Annotated in this window: 23 protein-coding genes and 1 tRNA gene; 3 read left to right on the forward strand and 21 right to left on the reverse strand. The window is 56.9% G+C overall.

From position 1 onward, the window contains the following. The first annotated feature begins 522 nt into the window (after positions 1-522). Positions 523-612: transfer RNA gene (locus tag PQU96_RS13455), tRNA-Ser, on the forward strand. Positions 613-709: 97 nt separating this feature from the next. On the opposite strand, the gene PQU96_RS13460 is transcribed toward PQU96_RS13455, so the two are convergent. The 21 genes from PQU96_RS13460 to PQU96_RS13560 form a co-directional block, all read right to left on the reverse strand. After that, positions 710-1,876: a LytR C-terminal domain-containing protein gene (locus PQU96_RS13460; RefSeq protein ID WP_272772916.1), complete on the reverse strand. Its 1,167-nt coding sequence runs from the start codon at positions 1,874-1,876 to the stop codon at positions 710-712. A gap of 30 nt (positions 1,877-1,906) precedes the next feature. Beyond that, a complete protein-coding gene (locus PQU96_RS13465; protein WP_272772917.1) occupies positions 1,907-2,851 on the reverse strand; it encodes a type II secretion system F family protein in 945 nt (314 codons plus the stop codon). Positions 2,852-2,884: 33 nt separating this feature from the next. Then, positions 2,885-3,859 (reverse strand): type II secretion system F family protein, encoded by a 975-nt coding sequence (locus PQU96_RS13470; RefSeq protein WP_272772918.1) that lies wholly within the window; start codon positions 3,857-3,859, stop codon positions 2,885-2,887. Positions 3,860-3,867: 8 nt separating this feature from the next. Next, on the reverse strand, positions 3,868-5,226 hold the full coding sequence (locus PQU96_RS13475; protein ID WP_272772919.1) for a TadA family conjugal transfer-associated ATPase: 1,359 nt from the start codon (positions 5,224-5,226) through the stop codon (positions 3,868-3,870). A 126-nt stretch (positions 5,227-5,352) separates the two neighbouring features. Next, complete coding sequence (locus PQU96_RS13480; RefSeq protein ID WP_272772920.1) at positions 5,353-6,588, reverse strand: CpaE/TadZ family protein; 1,236 nt, start codon at positions 6,586-6,588, stop codon at positions 5,353-5,355. A 51-nt stretch (positions 6,589-6,639) separates the two neighbouring features. Beyond that, positions 6,640-7,104: a TadE/TadG family type IV pilus assembly protein gene (locus tag PQU96_RS13485; protein WP_272772921.1), complete on the reverse strand. Its 465-nt coding sequence runs from the start codon at positions 7,102-7,104 to the stop codon at positions 6,640-6,642. Then, positions 7,101-7,550: a TadE/TadG family type IV pilus assembly protein gene (locus PQU96_RS13490; RefSeq protein WP_272772922.1), complete on the reverse strand. Its 450-nt coding sequence runs from the start codon at positions 7,548-7,550 to the stop codon at positions 7,101-7,103. The genes PQU96_RS13485 and PQU96_RS13490 overlap by 4 nt, the downstream gene beginning before the upstream one ends. A 9-nt stretch (positions 7,551-7,559) precedes the next feature. Next, on the reverse strand, positions 7,560-8,843 hold the full coding sequence (locus PQU96_RS13495) for a pilus assembly protein TadG-related protein (protein ID WP_272772923.1): 1,284 nt from the start codon (positions 8,841-8,843) through the stop codon (positions 7,560-7,562). Between the two features lie 52 nt (positions 8,844-8,895). Further along, positions 8,896-9,180, reverse strand: coding sequence for a hypothetical protein (locus PQU96_RS13500; RefSeq protein WP_272772924.1), 285 nt, complete (start codon positions 9,178-9,180; stop codon positions 8,896-8,898). Between the two features lie 12 nt (positions 9,181-9,192). After that, positions 9,193-10,761: a type II and III secretion system protein family protein gene (locus tag PQU96_RS13505; protein WP_272772925.1), complete on the reverse strand. Its 1,569-nt coding sequence runs from the start codon at positions 10,759-10,761 to the stop codon at positions 9,193-9,195. 42 nt (positions 10,762-10,803) lie between these two features. Then, positions 10,804-11,667 (reverse strand): Flp pilus assembly protein CpaB, encoded by an 864-nt coding sequence (cpaB, locus tag PQU96_RS13510; protein WP_272772926.1) that lies wholly within the window; start codon positions 11,665-11,667, stop codon positions 10,804-10,806. Positions 11,668-11,742: 75 nt separating this feature from the next. Beyond that, entirely contained in the window at positions 11,743-13,053 is a 1,311-nt protein-coding gene (locus PQU96_RS13515) for a DUF8689 domain-containing protein (RefSeq protein WP_272772927.1), read from the reverse strand. 186 nt (positions 13,054-13,239) lie between these two features. Continuing rightward, positions 13,240-13,755, reverse strand: a complete 516-nt coding sequence (locus PQU96_RS13520; protein WP_272772928.1) for an A24 family peptidase — start codon at positions 13,753-13,755, stop codon at positions 13,240-13,242. Positions 13,756-13,890: 135 nt separating this feature from the next. Next, positions 13,891-14,118: a Flp family type IVb pilin gene (locus PQU96_RS13525; RefSeq protein ID WP_272772929.1), complete on the reverse strand. Its 228-nt coding sequence runs from the start codon at positions 14,116-14,118 to the stop codon at positions 13,891-13,893. A gap of 277 nt (positions 14,119-14,395) precedes the next feature. Beyond that, entirely contained in the window at positions 14,396-14,584 is a 189-nt protein-coding gene (locus tag PQU96_RS13530) for a Flp family type IVb pilin (protein ID WP_272772930.1), read from the reverse strand. A 598-nt stretch (positions 14,585-15,182) separates the two neighbouring features. After that, the gene (gene recN / locus PQU96_RS13535) at positions 15,183-16,847 is read right to left on the reverse strand and encodes a DNA repair protein RecN (RefSeq protein WP_272772931.1); all 1,665 of its coding nucleotides are present in this window, start codon (positions 16,845-16,847) and stop codon (positions 15,183-15,185) included. 14 nt (positions 16,848-16,861) lie between these two features. After that, the gene (locus tag PQU96_RS13540) at positions 16,862-17,746 is read right to left on the reverse strand and encodes an NAD kinase (RefSeq protein WP_272772932.1); all 885 of its coding nucleotides are present in this window, start codon (positions 17,744-17,746) and stop codon (positions 16,862-16,864) included. Next, on the reverse strand, positions 17,743-18,387 hold the full coding sequence (locus tag PQU96_RS13545) for a response regulator transcription factor (RefSeq protein ID WP_272772933.1): 645 nt from the start codon (positions 18,385-18,387) through the stop codon (positions 17,743-17,745). The genes PQU96_RS13540 and PQU96_RS13545 overlap by 4 nt, the downstream gene beginning before the upstream one ends. Next, on the reverse strand, positions 18,387-20,663 hold the full coding sequence (locus PQU96_RS13550; RefSeq protein ID WP_272772934.1) for an ATP-binding protein: 2,277 nt from the start codon (positions 20,661-20,663) through the stop codon (positions 18,387-18,389). Before PQU96_RS13550 ends, PQU96_RS13545 begins: the two co-directional genes overlap by 1 nt. After that, positions 20,582-21,127: a peptide-methionine (S)-S-oxide reductase MsrA gene (msrA, locus tag PQU96_RS13555; protein WP_272772935.1), complete on the reverse strand. Its 546-nt coding sequence runs from the start codon at positions 21,125-21,127 to the stop codon at positions 20,582-20,584. The genes PQU96_RS13550 and msrA overlap by 82 nt, the downstream gene beginning before the upstream one ends. A gap of 38 nt (positions 21,128-21,165) precedes the next feature. Then, positions 21,166-22,107: a nucleoside hydrolase gene (locus PQU96_RS13560; RefSeq protein WP_272772937.1), complete on the reverse strand. Its 942-nt coding sequence runs from the start codon at positions 22,105-22,107 to the stop codon at positions 21,166-21,168. A 107-nt stretch (positions 22,108-22,214) separates the two neighbouring features. On the opposite strand from PQU96_RS13560, the gene PQU96_RS13565 reads away from it, so the two are divergent. Beyond that, on the forward strand, positions 22,215-23,168 hold the full coding sequence (locus PQU96_RS13565) for a tRNA dihydrouridine synthase (protein ID WP_272772938.1): 954 nt from the start codon (positions 22,215-22,217) through the stop codon (positions 23,166-23,168). Positions 23,169-23,807: 639 nt separating this feature from the next. Further along, on the forward strand, positions 23,808-24,260 hold the full coding sequence (locus PQU96_RS13570) for a hypothetical protein (RefSeq protein WP_272772939.1): 453 nt from the start codon (positions 23,808-23,810) through the stop codon (positions 24,258-24,260). The last annotated feature ends 203 nt before the right edge of the window (positions 24,261-24,463 follow it).

A 24,463-nucleotide genomic window follows, 5' to 3' on the forward strand; every position in this document is an offset into this window, starting at 1 on the left:
GCCCAAGAAAGCGCTGGGTGGTTTGACGCCAGCGGCCTACGCCAAATCACTCGCGGCGAAATCAGGTAAATTAACCTCGGACTCTAAAGCTCAGTGCTCCTAAGAATGGGGGGACCTCGGGTGCTCTTTAAGTGACACCGGCAAGCCGGCTGCACGCAAAGCATTGAAGAAGGGAAGCAGCATGACAATTCGCTCGTGACAAATGGGACACAACTGCATGGAGCGCAAACCCCAAACAATTGTTTGTGGCTGGGTAGTCCGGCCCGCCTGCAGTTCTACCAGCACGAGCAAACCACCACAAGCATCGACCTCGGCATCGTAGCGCAGTGAAACCTCGACCGAGGAGAACGCACTTCCGGCACTGACCGACACCCGCCTCAGAGTAACGAAGCACGTCTATGCTTGTCAGAAGCAAGCCGTCACCGTAAACAGTGCAGAACACCATTGCACACAGGAAAATCTTGGCAAAACGCATCGGCATCAATATAATCGCCGCCTGTTGTTGCTAGCGCGCAGCACAAAGGAAGCGTGGCCGAGTGGTTTAAGGCAGCGGTCTTGAAAACCGCCGAAGGTGTGAGCCTTCCGTGAGTTCGAATCTCACCGCTTCCGCCAGTACATGTAAAAAAGCCCTGAATTCTCAGGGCTTTTTTGTTGCCTGTATGAAGAGCCTTCCCTCATTGTCGACAAACAATCAGCCGAAACTTCATATTCAAGGCTTCACCAGCCGCTGCGGCATGCCGAGCGCCAGCTGGGTTTCGCGCGCCCTTGGCATAACCAGTGTAAGGTGAGTCATCACGTCGCGGCCTAGCACCAATCGGACATCGATACTCTGGCGCAGGCCAACCGTTTCCGCAATGGCAGGTTTCAAAGGCAAGCTGGCACTCAGTCTGGCCGCCACGCCGGCATAACCTGGGCGATACTCCACCACGGTCACCGGCTGACGGAACGGTTTGCTATTAGTGAGGTGTGCCGCCGGGTAGCCTTGAGCGAGCAAGCCACGGTTTACGCGCTTGGCCATGCCGGTAACGCCGTTTCCATTGGACACTTCATAACGGGCAGGGCGCACCGATGACGGCTCCTCTTTCGGCAAGAAAGACGGGGCTGCGGCCAACATGGTAGGGGCTACCGGCTCTACCACTTGCTGTGGTTCGACTGGTGCAGGGGTAGGCTGTGGCGGGACTATAACGGGAGCCGGCTTTGCCACTAGCGGGACAGGAACTGCCAAGGTCGGCGAGGGTGCGACCGCTTCGACTGTAGCCGGCTGCTTGGCTGGTGCCACCACAGGTGCAGCCACTGTGGTTTCAATCACCGGCGATGCCGCAACATTGCCAGCGACAGCTGTCGGCGATTTGACCGGAGCCGGAGCAAACGCATGCTGCACCAGTTCAGCCTTTGACTTCTGTACCAATGCCAGATTGAGGTTGGTTGTGATCTTGGCATCACCGGGCTTCAGCGCGGCAGCTTTCTCCAATGCAGAGGCGGCCTCAACCGGGCGGCCTTGCAGATAGTAGGCATAGCCAAGGTTGTTGTAGAAATGTGCGGTCTCCGGCGCGGCCTCCAGTGCAAGCTGAAACTCCATGATCGCCAGATCGAACTGGCGCTGACCAGCATAGAGGCTGCCGAGCGCGTTATGGGCTTCGGCGTAGTTCTTGTCCAGCACAAGAGCCTGCTGGAATGCGGGTATGGCGAGATCGCTCCGGTTCTGACCTTGGTAGTAGCGACCCAGCTGATAGTACGCCGCCGGGCTTGCATTGGCATGCTGCACTTTCAGTAGTGGCTGGAGGCCCCATGCCTGCTTCGATGGAGGTACCGACTCGCAGCTTTGCAGCATAGGAACACAGCACAGCAACGACAATAGTAGCGGGGTGTTTTTCATGGCGTTTTCTCCCATGACGCTTAAAGCCGACTAGATGCCACCACTAAGCGTTGGCAACAGTACGCGGTAGATCTGGATGAAGGCAGGTCCCAGCAGCACCAGCAATAGGGCAGGAAAGATGCAGAAGATCAGCGGAAATAGCAGCTTAAGCGGAATCTTGGCGGCAGCTTCTTCCGCACGCAAGCGACGCTTGGTACGCAGATCATCAGCATGCACTCTTAAAGATTCACCGATACTGGTACCGAAGCGATCAGCCTGAATCAGCATCGCTACCAAGGTATCCACCTCTTGCACACCGGTACGCATCGCCAGATTACGCAGCGCACGCTCCTTGGTGCTGCCGGCACGCAACTCCAGGTTCACCAGATGAAGTTCGTCGGCCAGGATGGTGCTCTTGATGCGAATTTCCTCACCAACTTTCAGCAACGCGGCATCCAGCCCCAACCCAGCTTCGACACAGACCAGCAGCAGATCAATGGCATCGGGGAAGTTGTTGAATATTTCCTGTTGCCGCTGCTCGATGCGCCGAGCCAGGATGATGTTGGGTAGGTAGTAGCCTACAGCAGCGGCAAACAGCATCGATATCAGTAAATTATTGCCCTCCATATGTTCGCCAGTCAGGCCGATATACAGAAATAGCACACCCGGGAATGCCAGTGCCAAAAGGGTCTTGGCTCCGAAGTACAGTGGTATCGCCGAAGTGCCACGGTAACCCGCATTCATAAAGCGAATACGGATCGGCGAGCTTTCCCAGCCATCGGTCGGCACCGATAGTTTAGCCAAAGGCGTCGCGATCTTGATGGCCTTGGCCACCCAAGCAGAGGCATTGTCGCTATCCAGTGGTGTATCCGCCTGCACCACCTTTTCCAGACGTGCCTTTACCCGGTTGGGGGCAACCTGCATCGAGATGGTCAGCGCAACGCCAAACACCACCAGGAAGATAATCGCCAAGTAGATCCATTGAGAGGTATTCATGACTGTTTCCTCGCCATGACAAGTAGGCAGCAGTCAGACCTTGATCTTGATGATCTGCCGCATCCAGAAAATACCGATGATCATCATACAGCCTATCAGGGCGACCATAATGAAGCCGCTGGGGTCTTCCCATAGCACTGTCATGAAGCCCGGATTAATCAGCTGAATCACTACCCCCACCGCAAAAGGCAGCAGGGTCAGGATCCACGCCGACAGCTTGCCCTCGGCCGACAGCACCCGGATGGTGCCGTACAGTTTCAGCCGAGCCCGGATCAACGCGCTGATATTGCCAAGCAGCTCGGCCAGATTGCCCCCTGTTTCGCGCTGGATCAGCACCGCGATCACCATATAGCGCAGGTCGGTACTGGGGATGCGCGTAGCCAGGTTCATCAGCGCTTCCTGCATCGAGAAGCCGTAGTTGACCTCGTCGAAGGCAATACGAAATTCCCCCGCGATCGGATCCTGCATTTCATCACCAATCATCTTCAGCGATTGCGGCAAGGCATGACCAGAACGCAAAGCCCGGCACATCAGATCCAGCGCATCAGGCAATTGTGCCTCGAACAGCACTAGTCGCTTGTGGCGGGCTCTCATGACGAGCATCCACGGGATACAGGCTGCTGCCGACCCAATCAACAGCGATAGCAGCAGTGGCAGCGGAAAAAACCGGCTGACAACAAATGTGGCCAATCCTAGCGCCACACTGAAGCCGAGAAACGCCCCGACATTCAGCTTCAACCCGGACTGCAGCAGGATGCGATCCAATGCGTGCACACGCGGGAACGCCAGCAGCAAGCGCTGTACTACCCGGGTTTCGCTAAGCAGGCGTTCTTTCATCAGCTGCATGGCTTCGCCGTGGTGGGCGCCGGCAGACATCGCCTGCAAGCGCCGCTCGATGCGACTGGCTTCCGGACCTTTGTACGAATTCCAGGTCAAGAACGCGCCTTCGAGCAGGAAGACCACCGCGACAAAGATCAGCAGAATGAGAATGACATAGGTCGTGTCCATGATGGCACCTACTCGAATCTTTTGCTGGGGTCGAACAGCGCATCCGGAATCTCCACGCCGTGGGTTTTCAGACGCTCGATGAACTTCGGCCGCACACCGGTGGCACAGAAGTAGCCCTGTACCGCACCATCCACACCAATGCCGGTTTGTACAAAATGGAAAATTTCCTGCATGGTGATCACATCGCCTTCGGTACCGGTGATTTCCATGATGCTGGTAACTTTGCGCTTGCCATCAGTCAAACGCGCCACCTGGATCACCACACTCAGTGCGGAACTGATCTGTTGGCGGATCACCTTGGGTGGCAGGTTCATCCCGGCCATACCCACCATATTTTCCATACGCGTAATAGCGTCGCGCGGAGTGTTGGCGTGGATGGTCGCCATCGAACCTTCGTGACCGGTGTTCATTGCCTGCAGCATGTCGACCGCCTCCGCGCCGCGCACCTCGCCAAGAATGATGCGATCCGGCCGCATACGCAGACTGTTGCGCACCAGGGCCCGTTGCGACACTTCTCCGCGACCTTCGATATTGGGCGGTCTGGTCTCCAGCCGGATGACATGCGGCTGCTGCAGTTGCAGTTCGGCTGCATCTTCAATGGTGATGATTCGCTCTGTATCGGGAATGAAACCGGACAAGATGTTAAGCAAGGTAGTCTTGCCGCTACCGGTACCGCCGGAAATCAGCATGTTGACCTTAGCCTTGGCCAAGCCACGAACCACGATGCCCATGTCCGGCGTCAGGCTTTTCAACTCGATGATGTCGTTCAGACGCAGCGGGGTCGCGGCAAAACGGCGGATCGACAGCATCGGCCCGTCAATCGCCAGTGGCGGGATGATGGCGTTGACGCGAGAACCGTCCGGCAGGCGGGCATCGACCATCGGGCTGGACTCATCGACACGTCGCCCGACACGCGACACGATCTTGTCGATGATCTTCATCAGGTGCGCGTCGTCGGTAAAACGCACATCGGTCTGTTCCAGCTTGCCTCGGCGTTCAACATAGACCTGCTGGAAAGTGTTGACCAGAATATCGGAGATGGTCGAATCTGCCAGCAATGGCTCCAGCGGGCCAAGACCCAGCATTTCATGCTGGATGTCCTTGACCAGGCTACGCCGTTCGTTATCGTTGAGGGCTGCGTTTTCTTCGGCCAGCAGCCGCTCCACCAGGATCTTGAGCTCGTCTTTCAAACGGTCGGGAGTGAGGCTTTCCATCACTGCCAAATCAACCCGCTCTAGCAGTTTCTGGTGAATACGAGACTTCAGGTCGTGGTAAGACTCGTAGTTGGTCGACGTAGCCGACTTGACTATAGCCTGCAGGGTTTCGGTGCTGGGCTGGATTGATTCGAGCCGATCGCGCAATGACATGATAGCTACCCCTTTGCCGATGATCAGTCTGCTCGGGCCCCGAAGTGGCGGGTTATCAGGCTGATGCGTTAGTTGCCGAGAGATTTATCGTTAACAAGCATTCCATTCAGTTACATGTGCCAACCGTTAATCGGGCGTTTGTGGTGCAGAGGCATTCCCCAGCACTCCACCAGTTCGAGTGGGCTGCACTCCGCCTTGAATGTGCTGCAGCAAGTTACCCCACCAAGATGTTTCTCCATTGCCACCCTGCACCAACTCACGCCCCAGCTCCTGCAACGTGCGCGCCACCGGGTTGTTGGGCGACAGCTTGCTGATCGGGATCCCCTGGTTCACTGATGTCGCCACCGCTTTGAAACTGTTGGGGATGGTCTTGTACACCGTCATCCCCAGCGTGCGTTCGACATCCTCCAACCGGATGTCACCTCCTTTTTCGTAGCGATTGACCAGAAGCTTGATCTTCTCTTGCGAGTAGCCCAGTGAGCGCAGCACATCCAGCAACCGGCGGGCATCTCGAATGAACGGCAACGTGATCTGTAGCACAGGGAACACCACATCAGCGTGATCCAGTGCCTTGATGCTGACCGGATCCAGCGCGCGGCCAACATCCAAGATAATCACGTCATAGTGATTGCGCGCCAGGTTGATCAGGGTGTCGATGTGGCTAGGGCTGACCTCCATCGCCTGCACCGGGTCTTCCGGAGCCGACAGGATGCCCAGGTTGGGCAGCACGTTCAGCAGGCTGGCAGCAAGAAACGACGCATCCATGCGCATGATCTGGCGTGCCACCTCGGCCAGATTGGTCGACGGCTTGTGATCGGAGATGAACAGCGAGGCATCACCAAACTGCAGGTTGACATCGATTACGATCACGTTCTTGCCTTCCTGCGACGCCAGGTTGTAAGCAAGATTGGTCGACAGGAAGGTCGAACCGCTGCCTCCCTTGCACGGGATAAAGGCAAATACCTTGCCTTTCTGGCGCGAGGTATTCTGCAGATTGCGTTTTTCCTCGACCCGTACCAGTGCCACATGCAGCGCATCACGGCCAACGGGGGAGGGCAGTACCTCACGCACACCGGCACGCATCGCCCGCAACAACACTTCCGGCGTCTGGTTGCTCGATAGCAGAATCAGGGTGATGTCCGGATGGCGCAGGTTCAGCTGCGCCAATGGAGAAAAGTCCGCCAATGCTTCGTCGGTCGCACACTCAAGAATGATGATGTCCGGCCGCAACTGGTCGGCAACCGGTGCAAGCATCTCCGCCCCACCAGTAAACACCTTAACATCGCGACTGTTGTCCGTCTCGACGAAGCGGCGCAGTTCGTCCAGGTTCTTGGTGTTGTGCGAAATAATCGAGATTCTCATGATTGCGCCCCAACTAAAATAATTTAATGATCGAGCCTGAAGAAATAACGGCTAACAATCTGGATTGGCGTCTGTACCGATGCCGGTCGTAAGGCTTTCACGTGTCAAAGTAGTGCTGAATGCGGGTATTCGCCACGACTGATTAATAAACGGTAAAGCGTAACGAAATGCCGGCGCATTAGATGAGATGGAGACGGTTACGCTCTGGCAGTTTGCAGCACCAGTGCAGCCACTCGGTGCATAGTTAACTGTGATGTCATTAGTGCTAATCATAGGCACAAATTTTTGCATCGAGGTTCTTATCTTGGCGACATTCATGTCACAAACCACCGCCAAACGGGCTCCGCGTCGCGTTGCCTCCACCGCCGAATTCCAGGTAAACATTAGCCGCCCAAACTCCATGATGCCAAGTAACAGGGAAAACAGGATCATGGCGACCAGAGCAAACTCCACCGCAGCGGCACCATGCTGCGCCTGCCTGCTGGATGGCAGGAGATGTCGAAGTGAGGTTTTCATAGGTTTGCCTTCATTACAGTGCGAATCGGATCAAAAGTAATAGTCGACAGATTCGCGGTAACAAACGGTACCACTGAGACAAACTGGTAATTACTGACTGTCACCGACACCAAATTCACAACCGGAGCCGCACCCTGCGCAAGATGATTAGCACAACGCTGCCAGTCACAAATCGCCACCGTGGCACTTCCCAAGTATGGCGCCAGTAACGGGCCAGAGCATGTCGTGTTGCCATAACGTACAAGACAAATTGCCTCGGTATCTTTTGTGCCCGGCTGTTGTGCCGAAAGATAACGGGCCGCATCGCGCGTGGCCTTGACCACTGTGTTGTATTGGTAAAACGCCCGGCCGAACTCGGTGATACCGAACACGATGAAGATCAGCGGCATCAACAAGATCGCCATTTCGACGGCGGCAACACCTTGTTGGCGAGAGCGCAGTTGCATGGCCGTCTCCTATCTCACCAACGCCGGCACTTTGGGGCCGACACCGCCACCGGCACCGGGCAGACCCAGCGTGGCACACGGGTTGCCCGGCAAATCTGCCTGTCCACGATACTCGACAAAGGTCTCATCCCCAGGCCCCTGCATCGGCTGCAACAACAGTACACAGGCAAACTTCTGAATGGGAACGGTCTGCGAGCTGCTCCAACCGTCACAGTTAACAATCGGCATCAGTGCCAAGCGCCGGTCTGCGCCATTGGCTGCCAGTTGTGCCGCAGTAGCGCTGCGCGGGTTGCCGTTCAGGTTAAGACCTGCGGCCGCATCCCCCTGGTAAATGGTGTGGGCAATGCGCGAGGCCAGAAAATTGGGGGTTGCCCCAGAAGTGCCGTTGTAGGCGTTGAACTGGCTTACCCAGGATGTATCGGTATAAGCAAAGCCGGTGAAATCCGGCGGTGCATTGTTAACGTTATCACTACCCTGATACAGACCCAATCGGGTATTCCATGCCTGGGCAATGGACTGCTGCATACCTGTTTGTCCAACAGGGGTGGTGACATTCAAATTGCACTGTCCCGCACCTGTCAGCAGCGCAGACAGCTCGCTGGCGCCACCTGCCGGTGGAGAGTAGTCGATCAGATTGAAGTTACCGGTAAAACCGCCACCGGCAGTGAAACGGCTACCGTACCACTTGCCGATACAAAAGCCGTGGCTGTCCGGCGTAGCGCCATCGGGGCAAGTAGTCGGGGCGGGGGATACAAAAGGCGGGGTTTGTGAGCACATCCCCACCGGAATAGCACAGTTGGTCTGCGACGGCGACAACGAAGCCACCGCATGCGCCGTAACACTCTGCGCACCTTGGCCCATTATCCCCATGAACCAAGGCACAATGCCCGTTTGCGGCAAGGTGCACTTGGCATACTTCATGTTTGGGATGCTGGCTGCCGCTACCGCATTCTTGGTGAAATAGGTGCCGGCCAAGTGATCACTGAAAGTGACGTCGCTATTAACCAAAATCGAAACGGCATTATCCTGGAAGTTGACATTGTTTCGCTGCCCTACGGTAATGCCGGCACTTTCCGCCCGCTCCAGCGATTCGGCATCGCCTTTCAGCTCTGCCGCCGCCGCCAGGGCGCAGGCGTCTGCTGCGTTGCTCAGTTCGGTCTTGGTAATGAACAGCCGCCCAAGGTCAGCGACCAGCCCCAGAAAACCGACCAGCACAACGATACATAGCCCAACGATGATGGCTACCGCGCCTTTTTGGTATTGCCGGCCCGGTAGCTTGCCTGTGCGTTTCATAACGCCACCTCATGCATCTATCCCTGAAACAAGGCGGGGAAACAAGCCGGAGCTATTTGTCGCCGCCCAACACATCAATGGTGAGAATGTCAGCCGTGGAAGGCGGTTTCTGGAACGATTCGTGGTAGCGGTCTATCCCGTCTTTGGCTGCCACACCGTCGATACCGGTAACCGGGTCCATATTCTGGGATGCCTCCGGATTGATGGTTTGCTGTGCCTTGGCCATGTTGACGGCCTCGCCGAAGCGGCTATCCAGATACGGCGTCGAAGAGCAGGCCGTCAGCAGGGACGCCAGTAATATGGCGCGGAAAATCATCACCTGTTTGTAAGTTTGCATGACTTGGCCTCCTTATTTCACTTCAAAGCCGGATGGCGCTTGAGGGGCTTGTGGCGGGGCTGGCTGTGCCACATTGCTGCCAGCGCTGGTGGGACCTTCGGCTGCGGGTGGTTTGCCTTCCATCTTCCCGCCGAGGAAGAACTCACCTCGGTTTGGTGGAGTGTAGTTATCGGTTGGCAACGCATAGTTTGGTGGCAGCGGTTTCACCAGGCGCGGGGTGACCACGAAGATCAGCTCACTCTTGTCGGTTTGGAAACTGCTGCTACGGAACAAGGCACCCAGAATCGGGATTTCTCCCAGCAATGGGAAGGCGCTGATATTGGTGGTGACATTGTTCTTGATCAGGCCGCCGATGGCGAAGCTCTGGCCATCACGCAGTTGCACGGTTGTCGCGGCGCGGCGGGTGGTGAACGACGGCAGGATGGCCGTACCGTTGAGACCGGTGATATTGACACCACTGGCGTTCAGCTCGGATACCTCCGGCGATACTTTCAGGTTGATCCGGCCTCCATCGAGTACGGTCGGGGTGAAGCGCAGGGCAACACCGAATTCTTTCTCTTCCAAGGTAATGGTTTGGCCGCCATTGTTGCTGTTCTGCGCCACCGGGATAAATATCTTGCCACCGGCGAGGAAGCTCCCTTCCTGGCCACTGATCGCCATCACGGTTGGCTCGGCCAGAACCTTGACCAAACCGTCATCATGCTGGCCATCAATCTTGAAGCTGCGCGGATTGGAGGTGCTGCTATTAGAACCACCTAACAACAGTCCGAGTGCATTGGAGGTACTACCGGAGAAATTAGTATTCCAGTTATAGCTCCAGCCTCCATGGTTTAGTATCCCGGCCAGGTTGATACCAACCTGATCCAGCAGTTTCTTCGAGATTTCTGCAACCTTGACTTCCAGCATCACCTGCTGTGGTGCATCCACCGACAGCATGTTGATGACTTTGGATTGGCCTGCATAGGCTGCGGCCAACGTTAGAGCCTTGTCGACCCGAGTTGAGTCTGCCACGCTCCCCGTCAGCACCAAAGAATCAGAGGCGGCGCTGACCTTGATACGGCTGCCATCTCCGGCCAGCATGTCGTTGAGTGAGCTTTGCAGCGAGGCTGTATCCACTCCGACGGTGACATCGACCAGCATGCACTGCCCGGTACGGCTCAGCAGGATGATGTTGGTTGACCCGACACTCTTGCCCAGCAGGTAGATTTCGCTTGGGCTCAGCAGAATCACGTCCAGCCCGGCCACCCCCGCGTTAGCCTTGCCTTCTGGTGCTTTCTTGCTGTCGCCTTCCGCCCCTTCCTTCGGCTGTGCCGCTTGCGTACCTGCCGGATTGCCAAGCAGGATGCGGCTGACCGGAGAGGTCGTCTTCAGGCGGAATGACTTGCCAACGGTGACATTGACCATCGGTGCCGATTCGATGGTATTACACGGTGTCGTGGCCGCCGGTTTCGGGGCAATGGTTGCCGCTTTCGGTGCAAGCGTGGCCGCCTGGACCTGTGCGGTCATCATCATGCAGGTAGCAATTGCCATCGCAGCAAGATTCAGGCGGGGCAAGCGTGCTTCGACAGGTTTCTTTTTCATTATGACTTTACTCCCTAACGAATTGGGCTGGATGTCTGACAGTTAGAAACACTCGATATGTCGAGACGTGCCGCTGACGATTTCTACACAGTTCGGGGTTGCTGCGACTGAGGCAGACTTGGCTGGAGCTGGCCGTTTCGCGGCAACCTTTTTCACCACCCGCTTGGCCACCGGTTTGCTGGCCACCACCGGTTTGGCTACCGGGGCCGGCTCTTCCTCGCCCCGCAGGAGAATCTGCTTGGTAATGCCGGAGGTTTCTACCGGTTTAGGGTCAACCTGATTACGCAGCACCAGAGACAAAGTACCGACACTGCGCGCCAAATCCAGCTTCTCTGCCTGCTCCGGGGTAACCTCCAGTGTCACGGCATTGACCACCTTGGGCTTGGTATCGTCGCGACTGGCTTCCTGCGCCACCGCCAGCACCAGAATGTGCTCCAGCACGATCTTGGAGATGCTCAGATCGACCTTTTCCTTGGTATTCGCCTTGGCATCATCTGTGGTGTTGACGAGGATATCGACATAGTTGCCAGGCAAGGCAAAGCCCGCTACGCCGATCACGTCGTTAACCCGCACCGTCATCGCACGCTTGCCTTCCATCACCACCGCCGACAGGCCACCCTTGGTGCCGAGTGGCGCCAGTTTCGACTCCAGAATAGCCTCGCCGCGTAGCACGCTGGTTTTCAGCACCCGCCCGTCCAGCGCCTGCGGATCTACAATCGCGCCATCGGGAATGCTGCCACTGGGCCAGTCAACCAGCCGCAACATCTCTGGCGTCAACTTGGAACCGAGGTCGACATCCACCGCCGCGATGACTACTTTCTGGGCGGAAACACTTGTCTGCTTGTTGATCCATTGCGACGCCATCACCACAGCCACCAGGCCGACGATGATGGACACCACGATCATTGCTATGGCTCTTGGGTTTTTCACTGCCTTCTCCCCACACTTGATTAACAGCTCAAGCCAGGTCGCAACCGCAACCTATCCCTTGGTGTAGTAGTTTTCCCATGCCCACGTCAGCAACTCCTCACTCAGCTCCGGCTTAATCCCTTGGTAAAAGGTGAAATCGCGGATCTGTTCCAGCAAATCGCGTGGAATACAGGCGAGGAGGGGTTTGTCGTGTTTGCCGTGCAACTCATCAATCACAAACCGGAGCCCTTGTTCGGTAAAAGGAATGCCCAAACGGGTGCAGTTCTGCTCGAAAATCGCGCGGTAGTCTTCTTCCTCAAGCTTGCCGATGTAGATCTTGTAACCAAGCCGGCGTAGAAATGCCTCGTCGGCCAGCGTGCTTGGTGGAATGTTGCTGGAGAAAATCACGATCACGTCGAATGGCACCATGAACTTGGTACCGGTATGCAGCGCCAGATAGTCCACCCGACGATCCAGCGGCACAATCCAGCGATTCATCAGCATTTGGGGAGAAACCAGCTGCCGCCCCAGATCATCAATGATCAGCAAGCCATTGTTGGCCTTGACTTGTGGTGGTGCCTGGTAAAAACGGGTGCTCTCGTCGAAATCTAGATCCAGCATCGACAGTGTCAACTCCCCACCGGTCATCACCACCGGCCGCTGGCACTCAACCCAGCGCGCATCATGCAGTGGCCCTTTGTCCAGTGAGCTGCCACTGTGACTGCTGGCCACTGGCCGATGCACCAGCGGATCAAACAGCTGGATTACCTCACTATCAACCAGTACGGCATAAGGAATGGCACAGTTACCGGTCAGCAAAGTAGCCAAGTGCTCGGAGACATAAGTCTTGCCGCTCCCGGGAGGACCGTATACCAGGATGGCGCGACCAGAGTTCATCGCAGCACCAAGCTGGTTCATGGTGCTCTGGCGAAGGACAAACCCTTTGAAGCCTTCGGCTACCAGCTCTTTGGTGACCTTCATGCTGGCGACTGACTGGCGGTGCACCGCATCGATATACGCTTGCAAGGTCACCGGGGCAGGGCCAGCGTAATGGCTTTTCTGAAGGAAGGTCTGCGTACGGTTGCGGCCAACGTCGGTCAGCGTGTAGGCGATGGTGGCTTCTGTTTCGTTACGGCCGGACACTTCACACAGCTGTTCGCTGCGCATGAAGGCTAGCAGCGGCTCCAACACGCTTACGGGGAGCTTGGTATGGTTGACCAAATCGACTAGGCGGGTCTGACCGTGAAAGAAGAGGGTCTTGCAGAGCAGCTCCACCAGAAACAGGAAATCGAGACCAGTTTCTTTTACATTTTGTGGAGCACGGGGCAAAAGGTCACGAGGAGGAGTACTGCCCTGCAATTCCAAGCCATCGGGATTGAACATTTTCATCCTCCTCTCCCACACAAAAACCGAAACGGGTATTTATGCAATGAGATATAGCCCAGCAAAAACCATTAACCAAGAATAATTTCTGACCGCCAATTAACAAAAACGCGCACAAAAAAACAGCGCTAGTGCCAACTGGCGCATTGAATTTTTAATGAAAATACATCTCAATAATAACGACTGTTAAAATCTGATACTTTGCCAAACAAGATAACCTGCCGTGCCGATGGCAATTGCCACGGCATAAGGCAGGGATCCCACCGAAGCAGCCATGTCATGAGAGGAAGTAAGTCCACCACCGATCGTCTTGATAGACTTCATAAAGATCATGAACTTCACGTTATCCAGCATCTGGCGAAATGCCTTGATCTTTATGGAAAAGATCAGAGAGAGTACGCCACCAGCTAGCAAAGTACACAGCATCACACCAAAGATTGCGGGCGATCCTGTAAAACAGCCAACCATGGCCATCAACTTGACATCCCCCGCCCCCATGACGCGTAACAGATAAAGCGGAAAGAATAAACCGAAACCGAACAAAAACCCTTTGAACGCGGGCATGAAACCGTCACCACTTGGCAAGAAGGCTTGTACCAAAACACCGATAATCATGCCGGTAAAAACCAGCCTGTTTGGAATTTTTCTGCTCGCCATATCGGCAAAAACGGCAGCGAGGAGTAAGCCTGTCAGAAGACCCAACCTCGCGCCGAAAAAAAACGCAACCAAGACAGTGGCAATTATAATAAAAAATTTATATATATACATGTAATTTAAGTTTTTTATTAAAAACAAAACCAAACTCAACACAAGCCACAAGCTGCCACAACTTAATTTTTAAGCCGAGGCCAAGGCGCTGGCAATTTGATTAAATACAGTAACCAGATTTGTGCCAACCGTTCTAACGGCGGCGATAATTACAACGGCAATAAGGGCTGCAATCAATCCATACTCGATAGCAGTAACGCCATCTTCTTCTTTAAAAAATTTCTTGAACACAACACTAATATTGTCCATTTTCAACGCCTCCATTGAAATTGAATCCATGGCAACAACAGTTACCATTCATTGTGCGCCAGCAACATCTGGCACATAATTTGTTCAGGCACTTGAATAGTAAGAATTTATCCGAGTGCTCAAAACAAATTCTGATGCCACGGATTAAACAACAAAACATGACACCTTAAACATCACGTTAGCACAGCATACGCAAGGTGCAAGAAAAATTTCATTCCACTTGAGCATACGCCACCCACCGCTCCCAAAGACTATCTACCAAAGAGCTATTTTGAAAAACAACATAAACGTGATTCTGCGTTCTAAAAAATTGACCAAATTACAACTAAGTAGCAACTGCAGCTCCAACTTGGTCAGCTACATTCAGGAAGAGTGTCAAAACACTTGCACCAACCCCTGTAACAGCCGACACAATGACAACGGCAATAAGGCCGCCTAACAATGCATATTCAATTGCAGTCACACCACATTCTTCAGAAAAAAACATACGCAAACAACCAATTAAACGCTTCATGATGACCTCCAAATAAACACTGATTTTGTTTAAAATAGAACAGATCAACAACACCATCCATATGGCTTTAGATCACCAACAGCATAAAGTCAAAAATCACCCATCAGAATTATCAATAAAAACCTTAAAACAGCATATAAAAATTAATCACAAAGCCGAATTAGATAGGTGTACTTTGTCACGCTCAACCAAATATTTACATGAGTACGCATTGTGCATCTTTCTCCATCCACAATCCTGCAACGCAGTGCTGGCTCATAGCACATGCTGACCGTTAGGTTCGTAATAAGCAGATATACTTGGGCTCTCTACGGGCGAGATCTATGTGAGAAGGGGAATGAATATCATCGACAACACACAGCCGGAACTGAAGATGCCTTGCTTCAATTTATGTGTGAACCACCTCGTGAGGAGTGACTTTGATCAGCAGATAGATGTGTTCTGATTTGCTTGGCAATCCAGAGTCACTTCATGCATCTAGGTACCCAGAAAACGGCATGTCCTGATGAGTCTGCTTGATGTCTGGAAACGTAATGTATGCGACAAGTCGGTAAAAAGCCCTGATCGATTCGATCAGGGCTTTGTCTTGCGGCCAACCTTATTCCGCGTTCGCCAGCAGCATTTCGCTGGCGTGTTGCCGCGTGGTGCTGGTGATGTCCTCGCCACCCAGCATCCGCGCCAGTTCGTCGATGCGCTGCATCTGGTCCAGTGGCTGGATGCGGCTGACGGTGCGGCCGTCAACACCGGACTTGCTGACCTGCCAGTGCTGGCTGGCGCAGGACGCCACCTGCGGCAGGTGCGTGACGCACAGCACCTGGTAGCGTTCGCCCAGCTGCCGCAGTAGCTTGCCGACCACCTCGGCGACGCGACCGCCAATGCCGACGTCCACTTCGTCGAAAATCAGCGTCGGCACGCTGGCGACCTGGCTGATCACCACCTGCATCGCCAGGCTGATACGCGACAGCTCGCCACCGGATGCCACCTTGGCCAGCGGCCGCAGGGTACTGCCCTGATTGGCCGCCACCAGATACTCGACGGCTTCCAGCCCGTTGGCGGTCGGTTCCGCCGCCGCGGACAGCTCGATGGCAAAACGCGCGCCCTCCATCGCCAGCCGCTGCATCTCGGTACTGATGCGGGACGACAGCTCGTTGGCGGCCTGGCGGCGTTTGCCGGACAGTGCCTCAGCGTGGGCACGGTAGCGTGCCAGCGCCGCCGATTCGGCAACGGCCAGCGCCTCCTGATCGGTCGACGCCTCCAGTGCGGCCAACTGTTGCTGCCAGTCGCCAAGTTTTTTCGGCAGCTCTTCCGGCGTGCAGCGGTACTTGCGGGCGATACGCATCAGCACGTCGAGGCGTGCCTCGACATCCAGCAACTGTTTGGGGTCGTCGTCAAAGTCGCTGCCGTAGCTGCGCAGGCTGTACACCACCTCGCGCAATTCGGCATCGACCGAATCCAGCAGTGCCAGCGACTCCGCCAGCCGCGTATCCAGCGCCGACAGCCGGCCGAGGCGGTTCTGCACCTGCGACAGCAGTGACAGACAGTTGCCGTCCATGTCGGACAGCACGTCCACCGCCAGCTGCGCGGTTTGCGCCAGCTCGGCGGCATTGGCCAGTCGCGAGTGCTGCTGGTTGAGCTGCGGCCACTCGTCAGCCTGCAGGTTCAGCTCGCTCAACTCGTTGATCTGCCAGGTCAGGCGTTCGCGCTCGACTTCCGATTCGCGCGACAGCCGCTCGGCGTCCTCGCGCTGGCGCCGCGCTTGTTGCCAGTCCTGCCATGCCTCGCGCACGTCGCGCGCCAGCTGTGTGCTGCCGGCGTAGGCGTCGAGCAGCGCGCGCTGGGTGTCGGCGCGCATCAGCGACTGGTGCGCGTGCTGGCCGTGGATGTCGACCAGATACTCGCCGATGGCCTTGAGCTGGCTTTGGGTTGCCTGCTGGCCGTTGATGAAACTGCGCGAGCGGCCATTGCGATCGACCAAGCGGCGGATCAGCAGATCGTCATCGTCGCCGCTCAACTCGTTGTCCTGCAGCCAGGCACGCAGATCGGGGCTGTTATGGATGGAGAACTGCGCGGCGATTTCGGCACGCTCGGCCCCGTCACGGATCTGGCCGACATCGGCACGGTCACCCATTAGCAGGCCAAGCGCATCGAGGATGATGGACTTGCCGGCACCGGTCTCACCGGTGAGCACGGTAAAGCCGGCGTGAAAATCGAGATCGAGTTGATCGACGATGACAAAGTCGCGGACATTAAGTGACAACAGCATGGTCTTTTGATTTCTCAGAGCAGGCGCTCGCCCCAGTGCAGTTTGTGGCGCAGCATGTCGTAGTAGTTGTAGCCAATCGGATGCAGGATTTTCAGCGTATTGCGGTAGCTGCGCACGATGACCCGGTCCATCTCCATCAGGTCGCAGTGCGACTGGCCGTCAAAGTGTACGCGCGTGTCCAGCCCGCGGGTAAGCATGAAGGCCACTTCGCAATTGTCGCTGACCGCAATCGGGCGGTTGCTGAGCGACTGCGGGCAGATCGGCACCAGCGCCATCGCGCGCAGGGTAGGGTGCAGGATCGGCCCGCCGGAGGCCAGCGAGTAGGCGGTAGAGCCGGTCGGGGTGCTGATGATCAGGCCGTCGGAGCGCTGGCTGTAGACAAACTGGTTATCGACGAACACTTCAAACTCGATCATCGAGCCGAGGGCGCCGCGGCTGATCACCACGTCGTTGAGCGCCAACGCGCTGGTGATCTCCGCTTCTTCGCGGATCACCGACGCCTGCAGCAGGATGCGCTCTTCCGGCACGAACTGGCCTTCCAGGATCTGGTCGATGGCCCCCAGCATTTCGTGCAACGGGATGTCGGTCATGAAGCCGAGTCGGCCCTGATTGATGCCGACCAGCGGCACGCGATAGGCAGCCAGCACTCGGGCGATCGACAGCATGGTGCCGTCGCCACCGAGCACGATCACCAGATCGGCGAGCTTGCCTAGGTCCTCACGCTCGACGGCGGGGTAGGCCGGAGTATTGTCACCCGCCGGCGGCATGCTCTCCGCGTCGATCAGCACGCGAACACCGCGCTGGGTCAGGTGTGCGGCCAACGTCAGCAGCGATTCGATAATGTGCGGTTTGCTGTGTCGGGCAACCAGGCCGATCACACTGAACAGGTTTTTGGTCATGATGGATGCGTGATGCTTTCGTTGCCGGTAATCGGCAAGGCTTTCAGGTAGAAGCGGATCAATTCCGCCAGCGAATTGACGCCCAGCTTGTTGAACAGGTTGGCGCGGTGCGCCTCGATAGTACGCGGCGACACGTCCAGTTCCTTGGCGATTTCCTTGCTGGACAGGCCGTCGGCCACCAGCCGCAGGATCACCATCTCGCGTTCGGTCACCTTTTCCAGCTGCTGCTTGACCTCGGCGGTTTCCGCCTCGTGCTGCTGCAGCTGGATGCTGCTACGGATCGCCTTGCGCAGGCTTTCCAGCAGCCGGTTGCGATCGATCGGCTTGGTGATGAAGTCCACCGCCCCGCCGCGGAAGGCACGGGTACATTGTTCCAGGTCGCCATGGCCGGTAATGAAGATGATCGGCAGCCTGTTTTCCTTGATGCTGAGGATATCCTGTAGCGCCAGCCCGTTGATGTCTGGCATGCGGATATCCAGCACCAGGCAGCCGATATCGCCCGGCGTGTAGGCCTGCAGGAAAGAGGTGGCACTGTCAAAGGTCAACACGTGCAGCCCCTGGGTGCCGATCTGGATGGCAAGCGCGTCGCGCACCCCGGGGTCGTCGTCCACCACATACACGGATGGTGTCATCGATGCCATTATTGCTGCTCCTCTTTTGCGTCGGGATGGCTGTTTTTGAGTGCCGGCAAGGTCAGCGAAAACTCCGCGCCGCCGGTCTCGAGATTACGGGCGGCAAGACGGCCGCCAATGCTTTCGATGATGGTCTGGCTGATGGTCAGCCCCAACCCCATGCCCTCGCTCTTTGAACTGTAAAACGGGTCAAAGACGTGTGGCAGGATATTTTCCGGTATACCGGTGCCGTTGTCACGGATGCCCAGCCGGACATGTCGACCGCGGCGTTCGCTGTAGGCGAAGATCCGCATCGCTTCGTCGCTGCGGTTTTTCTCGGTCATGGCATCGACGGCATTCTTGATCAGGTTGATGATCACCTGTTCCAGCTGGATGCTGTCCGCCATCACCTGCGGCAAACCTTCAGCCAGATCGGTGGTGACGATCACCCCGCGCGCGGCCAGTTCACTCTTGGTCAGGTCCAGCGCGCTGCGCAGCGCGTCGTTGATATTGAGCGGCGCCACCTCCGGCTGCTTGCGGCTGGCCAGCTCGCGCAGGCGGCGGATGATCTGGCCGGCTCGATTGGCCTGTCGTACAGAGGAGACCAGCGAGATACGCAGCAATACCGGATCAGGATTGGCGTCGTCCATCATCGCAAGGCAAGCCTCGTTGTAGCTCATGATCGCCGACAGCGGCTGGTTGATCTCGTGTGCCACGCCGGACGACATTTCGCCCAGCGTATTGATGCGGGCGACGCGCGCCAGTTCGTCCTGGTGTTTTTTCAGCTGCATTTCGCTGGCTTTCAGGGCGGCGACCATGTCCTGGCGCAGCTTGCCGACGTGGCGGAAGCTGAGCAGATAACGCACCGCAACGTTGGCCGCATCGTTCAGCGGAATGAACTCGCCCTCGATCTCGCACTCCTGCCCTTGGGCGTCGATCAGGATGCTGCCTGGCGGCAGCATCGCTCGTACTTTTTTCTCAATCAGGCGGGGCAGGACATGCACACGGCGCTGGTTGCGCGGATAGCAGATGCTGAAGCGGGCTCCATCCAGCTGTTTGCCCTGCAAGGCCGCATCCCCGGTCAATACCATGGCGCGGGTATTGGCGTACAACACCTGGTTGCGCGTCGACAGTAACAGCACGGCATCATCCGTCGCCTGCAAGGCGATATGTTCCAGCGTGGCCAGAGGCTGCGGTGCGGCAACCGGTGACGGCAGTACCGGCAGCGGGGCAGAGCGCCGGAAGAGGCTGTGCGACAAGATACCGACGCCCAGCAGACCACAGCCAGCAAGCAGCAGCCATGGCAGCCAGCCCGGTGCTGGCTGACTCAGTTGCAGCACATACGGCAGTGCCTGCCCCGGCACGACAAGCGTTTGCTGCAGCGGCCCCGGCAAGGCCGGCAAGGACCAGTCCGCGGCGGCATTGCCGGCCAACGGTGCCCCTCCCGCTACGGCACGAATCGACAGCTGCAACGGACTGTTGCCAGGCTGCGGCAACAGCTGGCGCACGTCGATAAAGACGACCGCCACGCCACTCAGCTTTTCCAGTCGCTGCGCCGGCGTAACTGGCAACAGGCCACCGGCATAGGCCGCCTTGACGAGGGCGACACCCGGAGCACCGTCACGATAGGTGAACGGCTCGCTGACCTTCATTTCGCCACTGTCGATGGCGTCCGTCACCGCCGCTGCGAAAAAGCTGTCAGTCGCCAGATCCAGTCCGTGCAGATACTCGAGACGGCCGCTGGTGGGGCCTGGGAGCAGGGTGGTCAACGGTAGGTAATGGCTGCGCGCGGGAGCAGGGAACCAGGCGCTGCTTTCCGCCCAGGTATTGCTTCCCGGGTCACGATATTCCCGGATCATGAACAGGGCGCGCCGTCGGTAGCTCTGCTGCAACTCGAAAGCGTCGCGACTGCCGGTATCGACCTTCTGCTGGAAGCCTGCGGCCACCACGAAAGAGGGTATTCCAGTGCCACTTTGTGAGGTGACGGCATTCACGGATGCCAGCTGCTGCAGCATTAGTGCGCTGTAATCCAGTTGCCGCTGCAGCAGCGCCTGGTTCAGTCGTACGGCCTGCTCAAATGCTTGCTGCCTATCACGCTCCAGCTGCACCGCCAACGCGTAGCACAACAACAGGCAAAGCAGACCCGACAGCCACTTAGCCCCCCCGTGTTGTCGTACCGCCTGCAGAAATGTTTTTATTGTGATCAAGTCCGGACTTTCAATGGCTAATCGGTCAGGCCTCGCTGCTGCAGCGCGGTCAATACCTGCTCGCCTTTCATTACCTTGCCGGCGATGACCGCGCGGCAATAGGGTGCATAAGGATTCAGCTCATAATAACGGTGATGCTCGGTTTCGGCAGGGTAAAAGGTGGCGGCCGGCTGCGACTGCGTCACGATCTGCACGTCAGGCGGCAAGGTTGGCCGCAACTCGTCAATGATGCGCGCCAGCGCGGCTTCCTGCTCCGGAAAATGCCAGAACACCGCCGAGCGGTATTGCGTGCCGACATCGTGGCCTTGCCTGTTTGGCGTTGTCGGGTCGTGAGTGGCGAAAAAAAGCCGCAGCAGGTTTTCGTAGCTGACAACTTCATCATCGAATTCGATTTCGACCGCTTCGGCATGGCCGGTGCGGCCGCTACACACCTGTTCGTAGGCGGGATTGGCGGTCACGCCACCGGTATAACCGGGTGTTACCGACTTGACGCCCGGCACCTGGCGAAAAACCGCCTCGGTACACCAGAAGCAGCCTCCGGCGAATGTTGCCTTGTTCAACATGATGTAGTCCTCGTTCCGGCATGACCCGTGCTGTCGTTTCAGGGGAGTGTAGATAAATTATCTGCCAGCAAACGGAAAAAGCCATCACTATCAACAGTTGTAAGATAGTTCACATTTGCGGGTTTCCCGGTAACGCCCCACCAGTCTACCGGTGTAGCGCCCAGCGTCAGCTCGCTGTTCTGCTCCACCGCCACATGCACCCTGCGTCCGGAAAACAGTCCCGGCTGCAGCACGTAGGCGATCACGGTCGGATCATGCAGCGGCGCGCCATCGGCGCCATAACGCTGCACATCGAAACGCTCCAGCGTGGTCAGGATATCGGCCGCCAGATTGCCGGCGCGGTTGGGCAGGGCGCGCAGCAAGCCGATGCGCGCCGGCGACGCGGTCGCCTTGTGCGTAACATCCAGCGGCAGCATGGTGATGCTGGCACTGCACGCCAGCACCGTAGCCGCTGCGTCCGGGTCGACATAGATATTGAACTCCGCCGACGGCGTGATGTTGCCGCCTTCAAAGTAGGCGCCACCCATCAGCACGATTTCGCGGATGCGGCCAACGATGTCCGGCGCCCGTACGATCGCCATCGCCAGGTTGGTCAACGGCCCCAACATGCACAGCGTGACCGTGCCGGCCTCGCGCTCGCGCAGGGTACGGATGATGAAATCGACAGCGTGCTCCTGCTGCAACGGCATCACTGGCTCATGCAGCGGCACGCCATCCAGCCCGGTCTTGCCGTGTACGTGCTCGGCGGTGACCAGCGGACGCAGAAGAGGGCGCCCGCAGCCGGCATAAACCGGCACCTCCGGCCGCCCGGCCCACTCGCAAATGATTCGAGCATTCTTTGCCGTCAACTCCAGCGGCACATTGCCTGCCACCACCGAAATTCCGACAACTTCGAGCTGGGGCGAGCCTAAAGCTGTCAAAATAGCGACCGCATCGTCCTGGCCCGGATCGGTATCAATAATTATCGCGGTCTTGCTCATGATGAATGGCTTGCCTTTGATGCAAAGGCGCCAAGATTTACCATGCCCCGTTTAAAAGTCAAGCGTTGGCCGCAAGGCGGAGCTTTCTCAGTTTTGGTGAAAATAGTATGAAGATCGTATTGGCCCCGATGGAAGGGCTTGTAGATGACGTGATGCGGGATGTGCTGACCGAGATTGGCGGCATCGATTGGTGTGTTACCGAGTTCATTCGCGTCACCAATGCCTTGCTGCCGGTAAAGACTTTTCACCGCCTGGCACCCGAACTGCAGCAGCAGTCAAAAACACGAGCGGGCACACCGGTACGCTTGCAATTGCTTGGCTCCGATCCGGCCTGCCTGGCCGATAACGCGGCAAGGGCGGCGGAACTGGGCGCGCCGGTCATCGACCTGAATTTTGGCTGCCCGGCGCCGACCGTTAACCGCCATCGCGGCGGCGCCGTGTTGCTCAAAGAACCGCAAACGCTCTACGAGATCGTCACCGCAGTCCGCGCTGCGGTACCCGCCGACATCCCGGTCACCGCGAAGATGCGACTGGGCTATGAAGATACCAGCCTGACGCTGGATTGCGCCCGCGCCATCAACGCCGCCGGCGCGGCGGAACTGACTGTCCATGCCCGCACCAAGGTGGAAGGCTACAAACCGCCGGCACACTGGGAGTGGTTTGCCCGGATCAAGGAAGTGATCGACATCCCGCTGATTGCCAATGGCGAAGTCTGGACCCTGGAAGACTATTGCAACATTCGAGAGGTCAGCCAGTGCGAAACGATCATGATCGGCCGCGGCCTGATTGCCGCCCCCGATTTTGCCAAGCGCATCAAACACCTGCAGCAAACCGGCACCAAACTGCCACCGAAGCCATGGCCCGAGGTGCTGGCGCATGTCGACAACTTGTTCACGCAATGTCAGCTGCGTGCCGGTGACAGCAGCTATGCCGTCAGCAGGGTCAAACAATGGCTCAACCAGCTGAAACGGACCTATATCGAAGCCGGCGATTTCTTCAATGAAATCAGGTCAATACGCGAACCTGAGCAGCTAAAAAGCAAGCTAGACGCAGCCCATTAAAGACTAGGTATTTTTACGAATAGCCATTACACCGATGGTAGCCTTATCATTAACCATGCTTTCTGATATGGAATGGCGTTCCTCATCTGAAGCGTAACGGAGATCAAATCCGTGCTTCCAAAACCTCCTGCCATCGGTGACTGATGCTGGAGGTTCTTTTTTTGCCCGCCGTTCGGTGTTTGGTTTGCTGACGGGCATCGCTTAGACAAGCCCAGCAATGCCAAACCGTCCATGGCTGATCGAACCTGGACTTACTCACGGTCAAAACCAGCCCGACACGAACTAACGCTTGTGCACAAGCTTGCATGCAAATGAACGTTCATCCAGGAATGAGTACGCCAGGATTGATTCCAGCCACCCAAGATCATGCATGATGCGAGAAAACCCAAGCCAGACGGGATTTTTGGGCGGATTTTCGCAAAAAGATCGGCCAATTGGCCGTGGCCGGTCTTGTGATTCTGACGACGCTGGCGAGCCCAGTTAATGCTGAAAAAGCCCCCCAAGGGGTTTAGCCGTTCGTGTCGCATAATGTTTATTATGTCAAATTACGCACCCGATTCCGCCACTTTTTGCACTCCTCTCGCGTGGCTTGCAGCTGTTTTTCAGTGTTGCAATTCAGATACACTAAAAATTTGCAAAATGCGTAAAGAGTTCAAAATCTACTGCACGTCGCCAGACATTAGGCCGGATCACCTGATCCGGCTTTTTCATTTCGGCCGCACCGAGACCGAGCTTGCCAGTGTGCTACACACCGACGTGGCAACGATTCGGCGCTGGAAGTCCGGCACCTTGGCCGTACCGCTGCTGTGCGTCAAACACCTTGAGCTGCTGGACGCCGACAACGTGCTGCGTTGTCCTGGCGTTTGGCACGGCACCCGCGCCGAAGGCTCAAAGCTGGTAATCCCATACGGCACTGAACTGACCTTCGACTATGCCGAGGTCGAACGCCTCAGCCAGTACCGCCGCCTATACCACTTGCATGCCATGCAGACCGATTTGGTGGAAAAACTGATGATGGAACGCGACTTCTACCGCGAAAACTGCCACCGGCAGGCGCGGTTCGGGCTTATGTTAAATAGGCTATTTGGATAGACCGTGGGGCGCTGCCCCACCCCCGCTCTCGGCGAGGGCCAGCCGGGCAGGTGTAAAAAGCCCCACCTGCCCAGCAGGCGGAAGCGTCTTTGAGTGGGCAGCGGCTCAAGGGCTTTCGCGGCATAAAACCCGCACGGTAAAGCTGTGCGGATTTATTCCACGACCCTTGACCGCACGAAGCGTGCCCTCATGAAAAAAAAAAC

Origin of the sequence: Vogesella margarita, assembly GCF_028548475.1 — a bacterium.
Lineage (GTDB): Bacteria > Pseudomonadota > Gammaproteobacteria > Burkholderiales > Chromobacteriaceae > Vogesella > Vogesella margarita.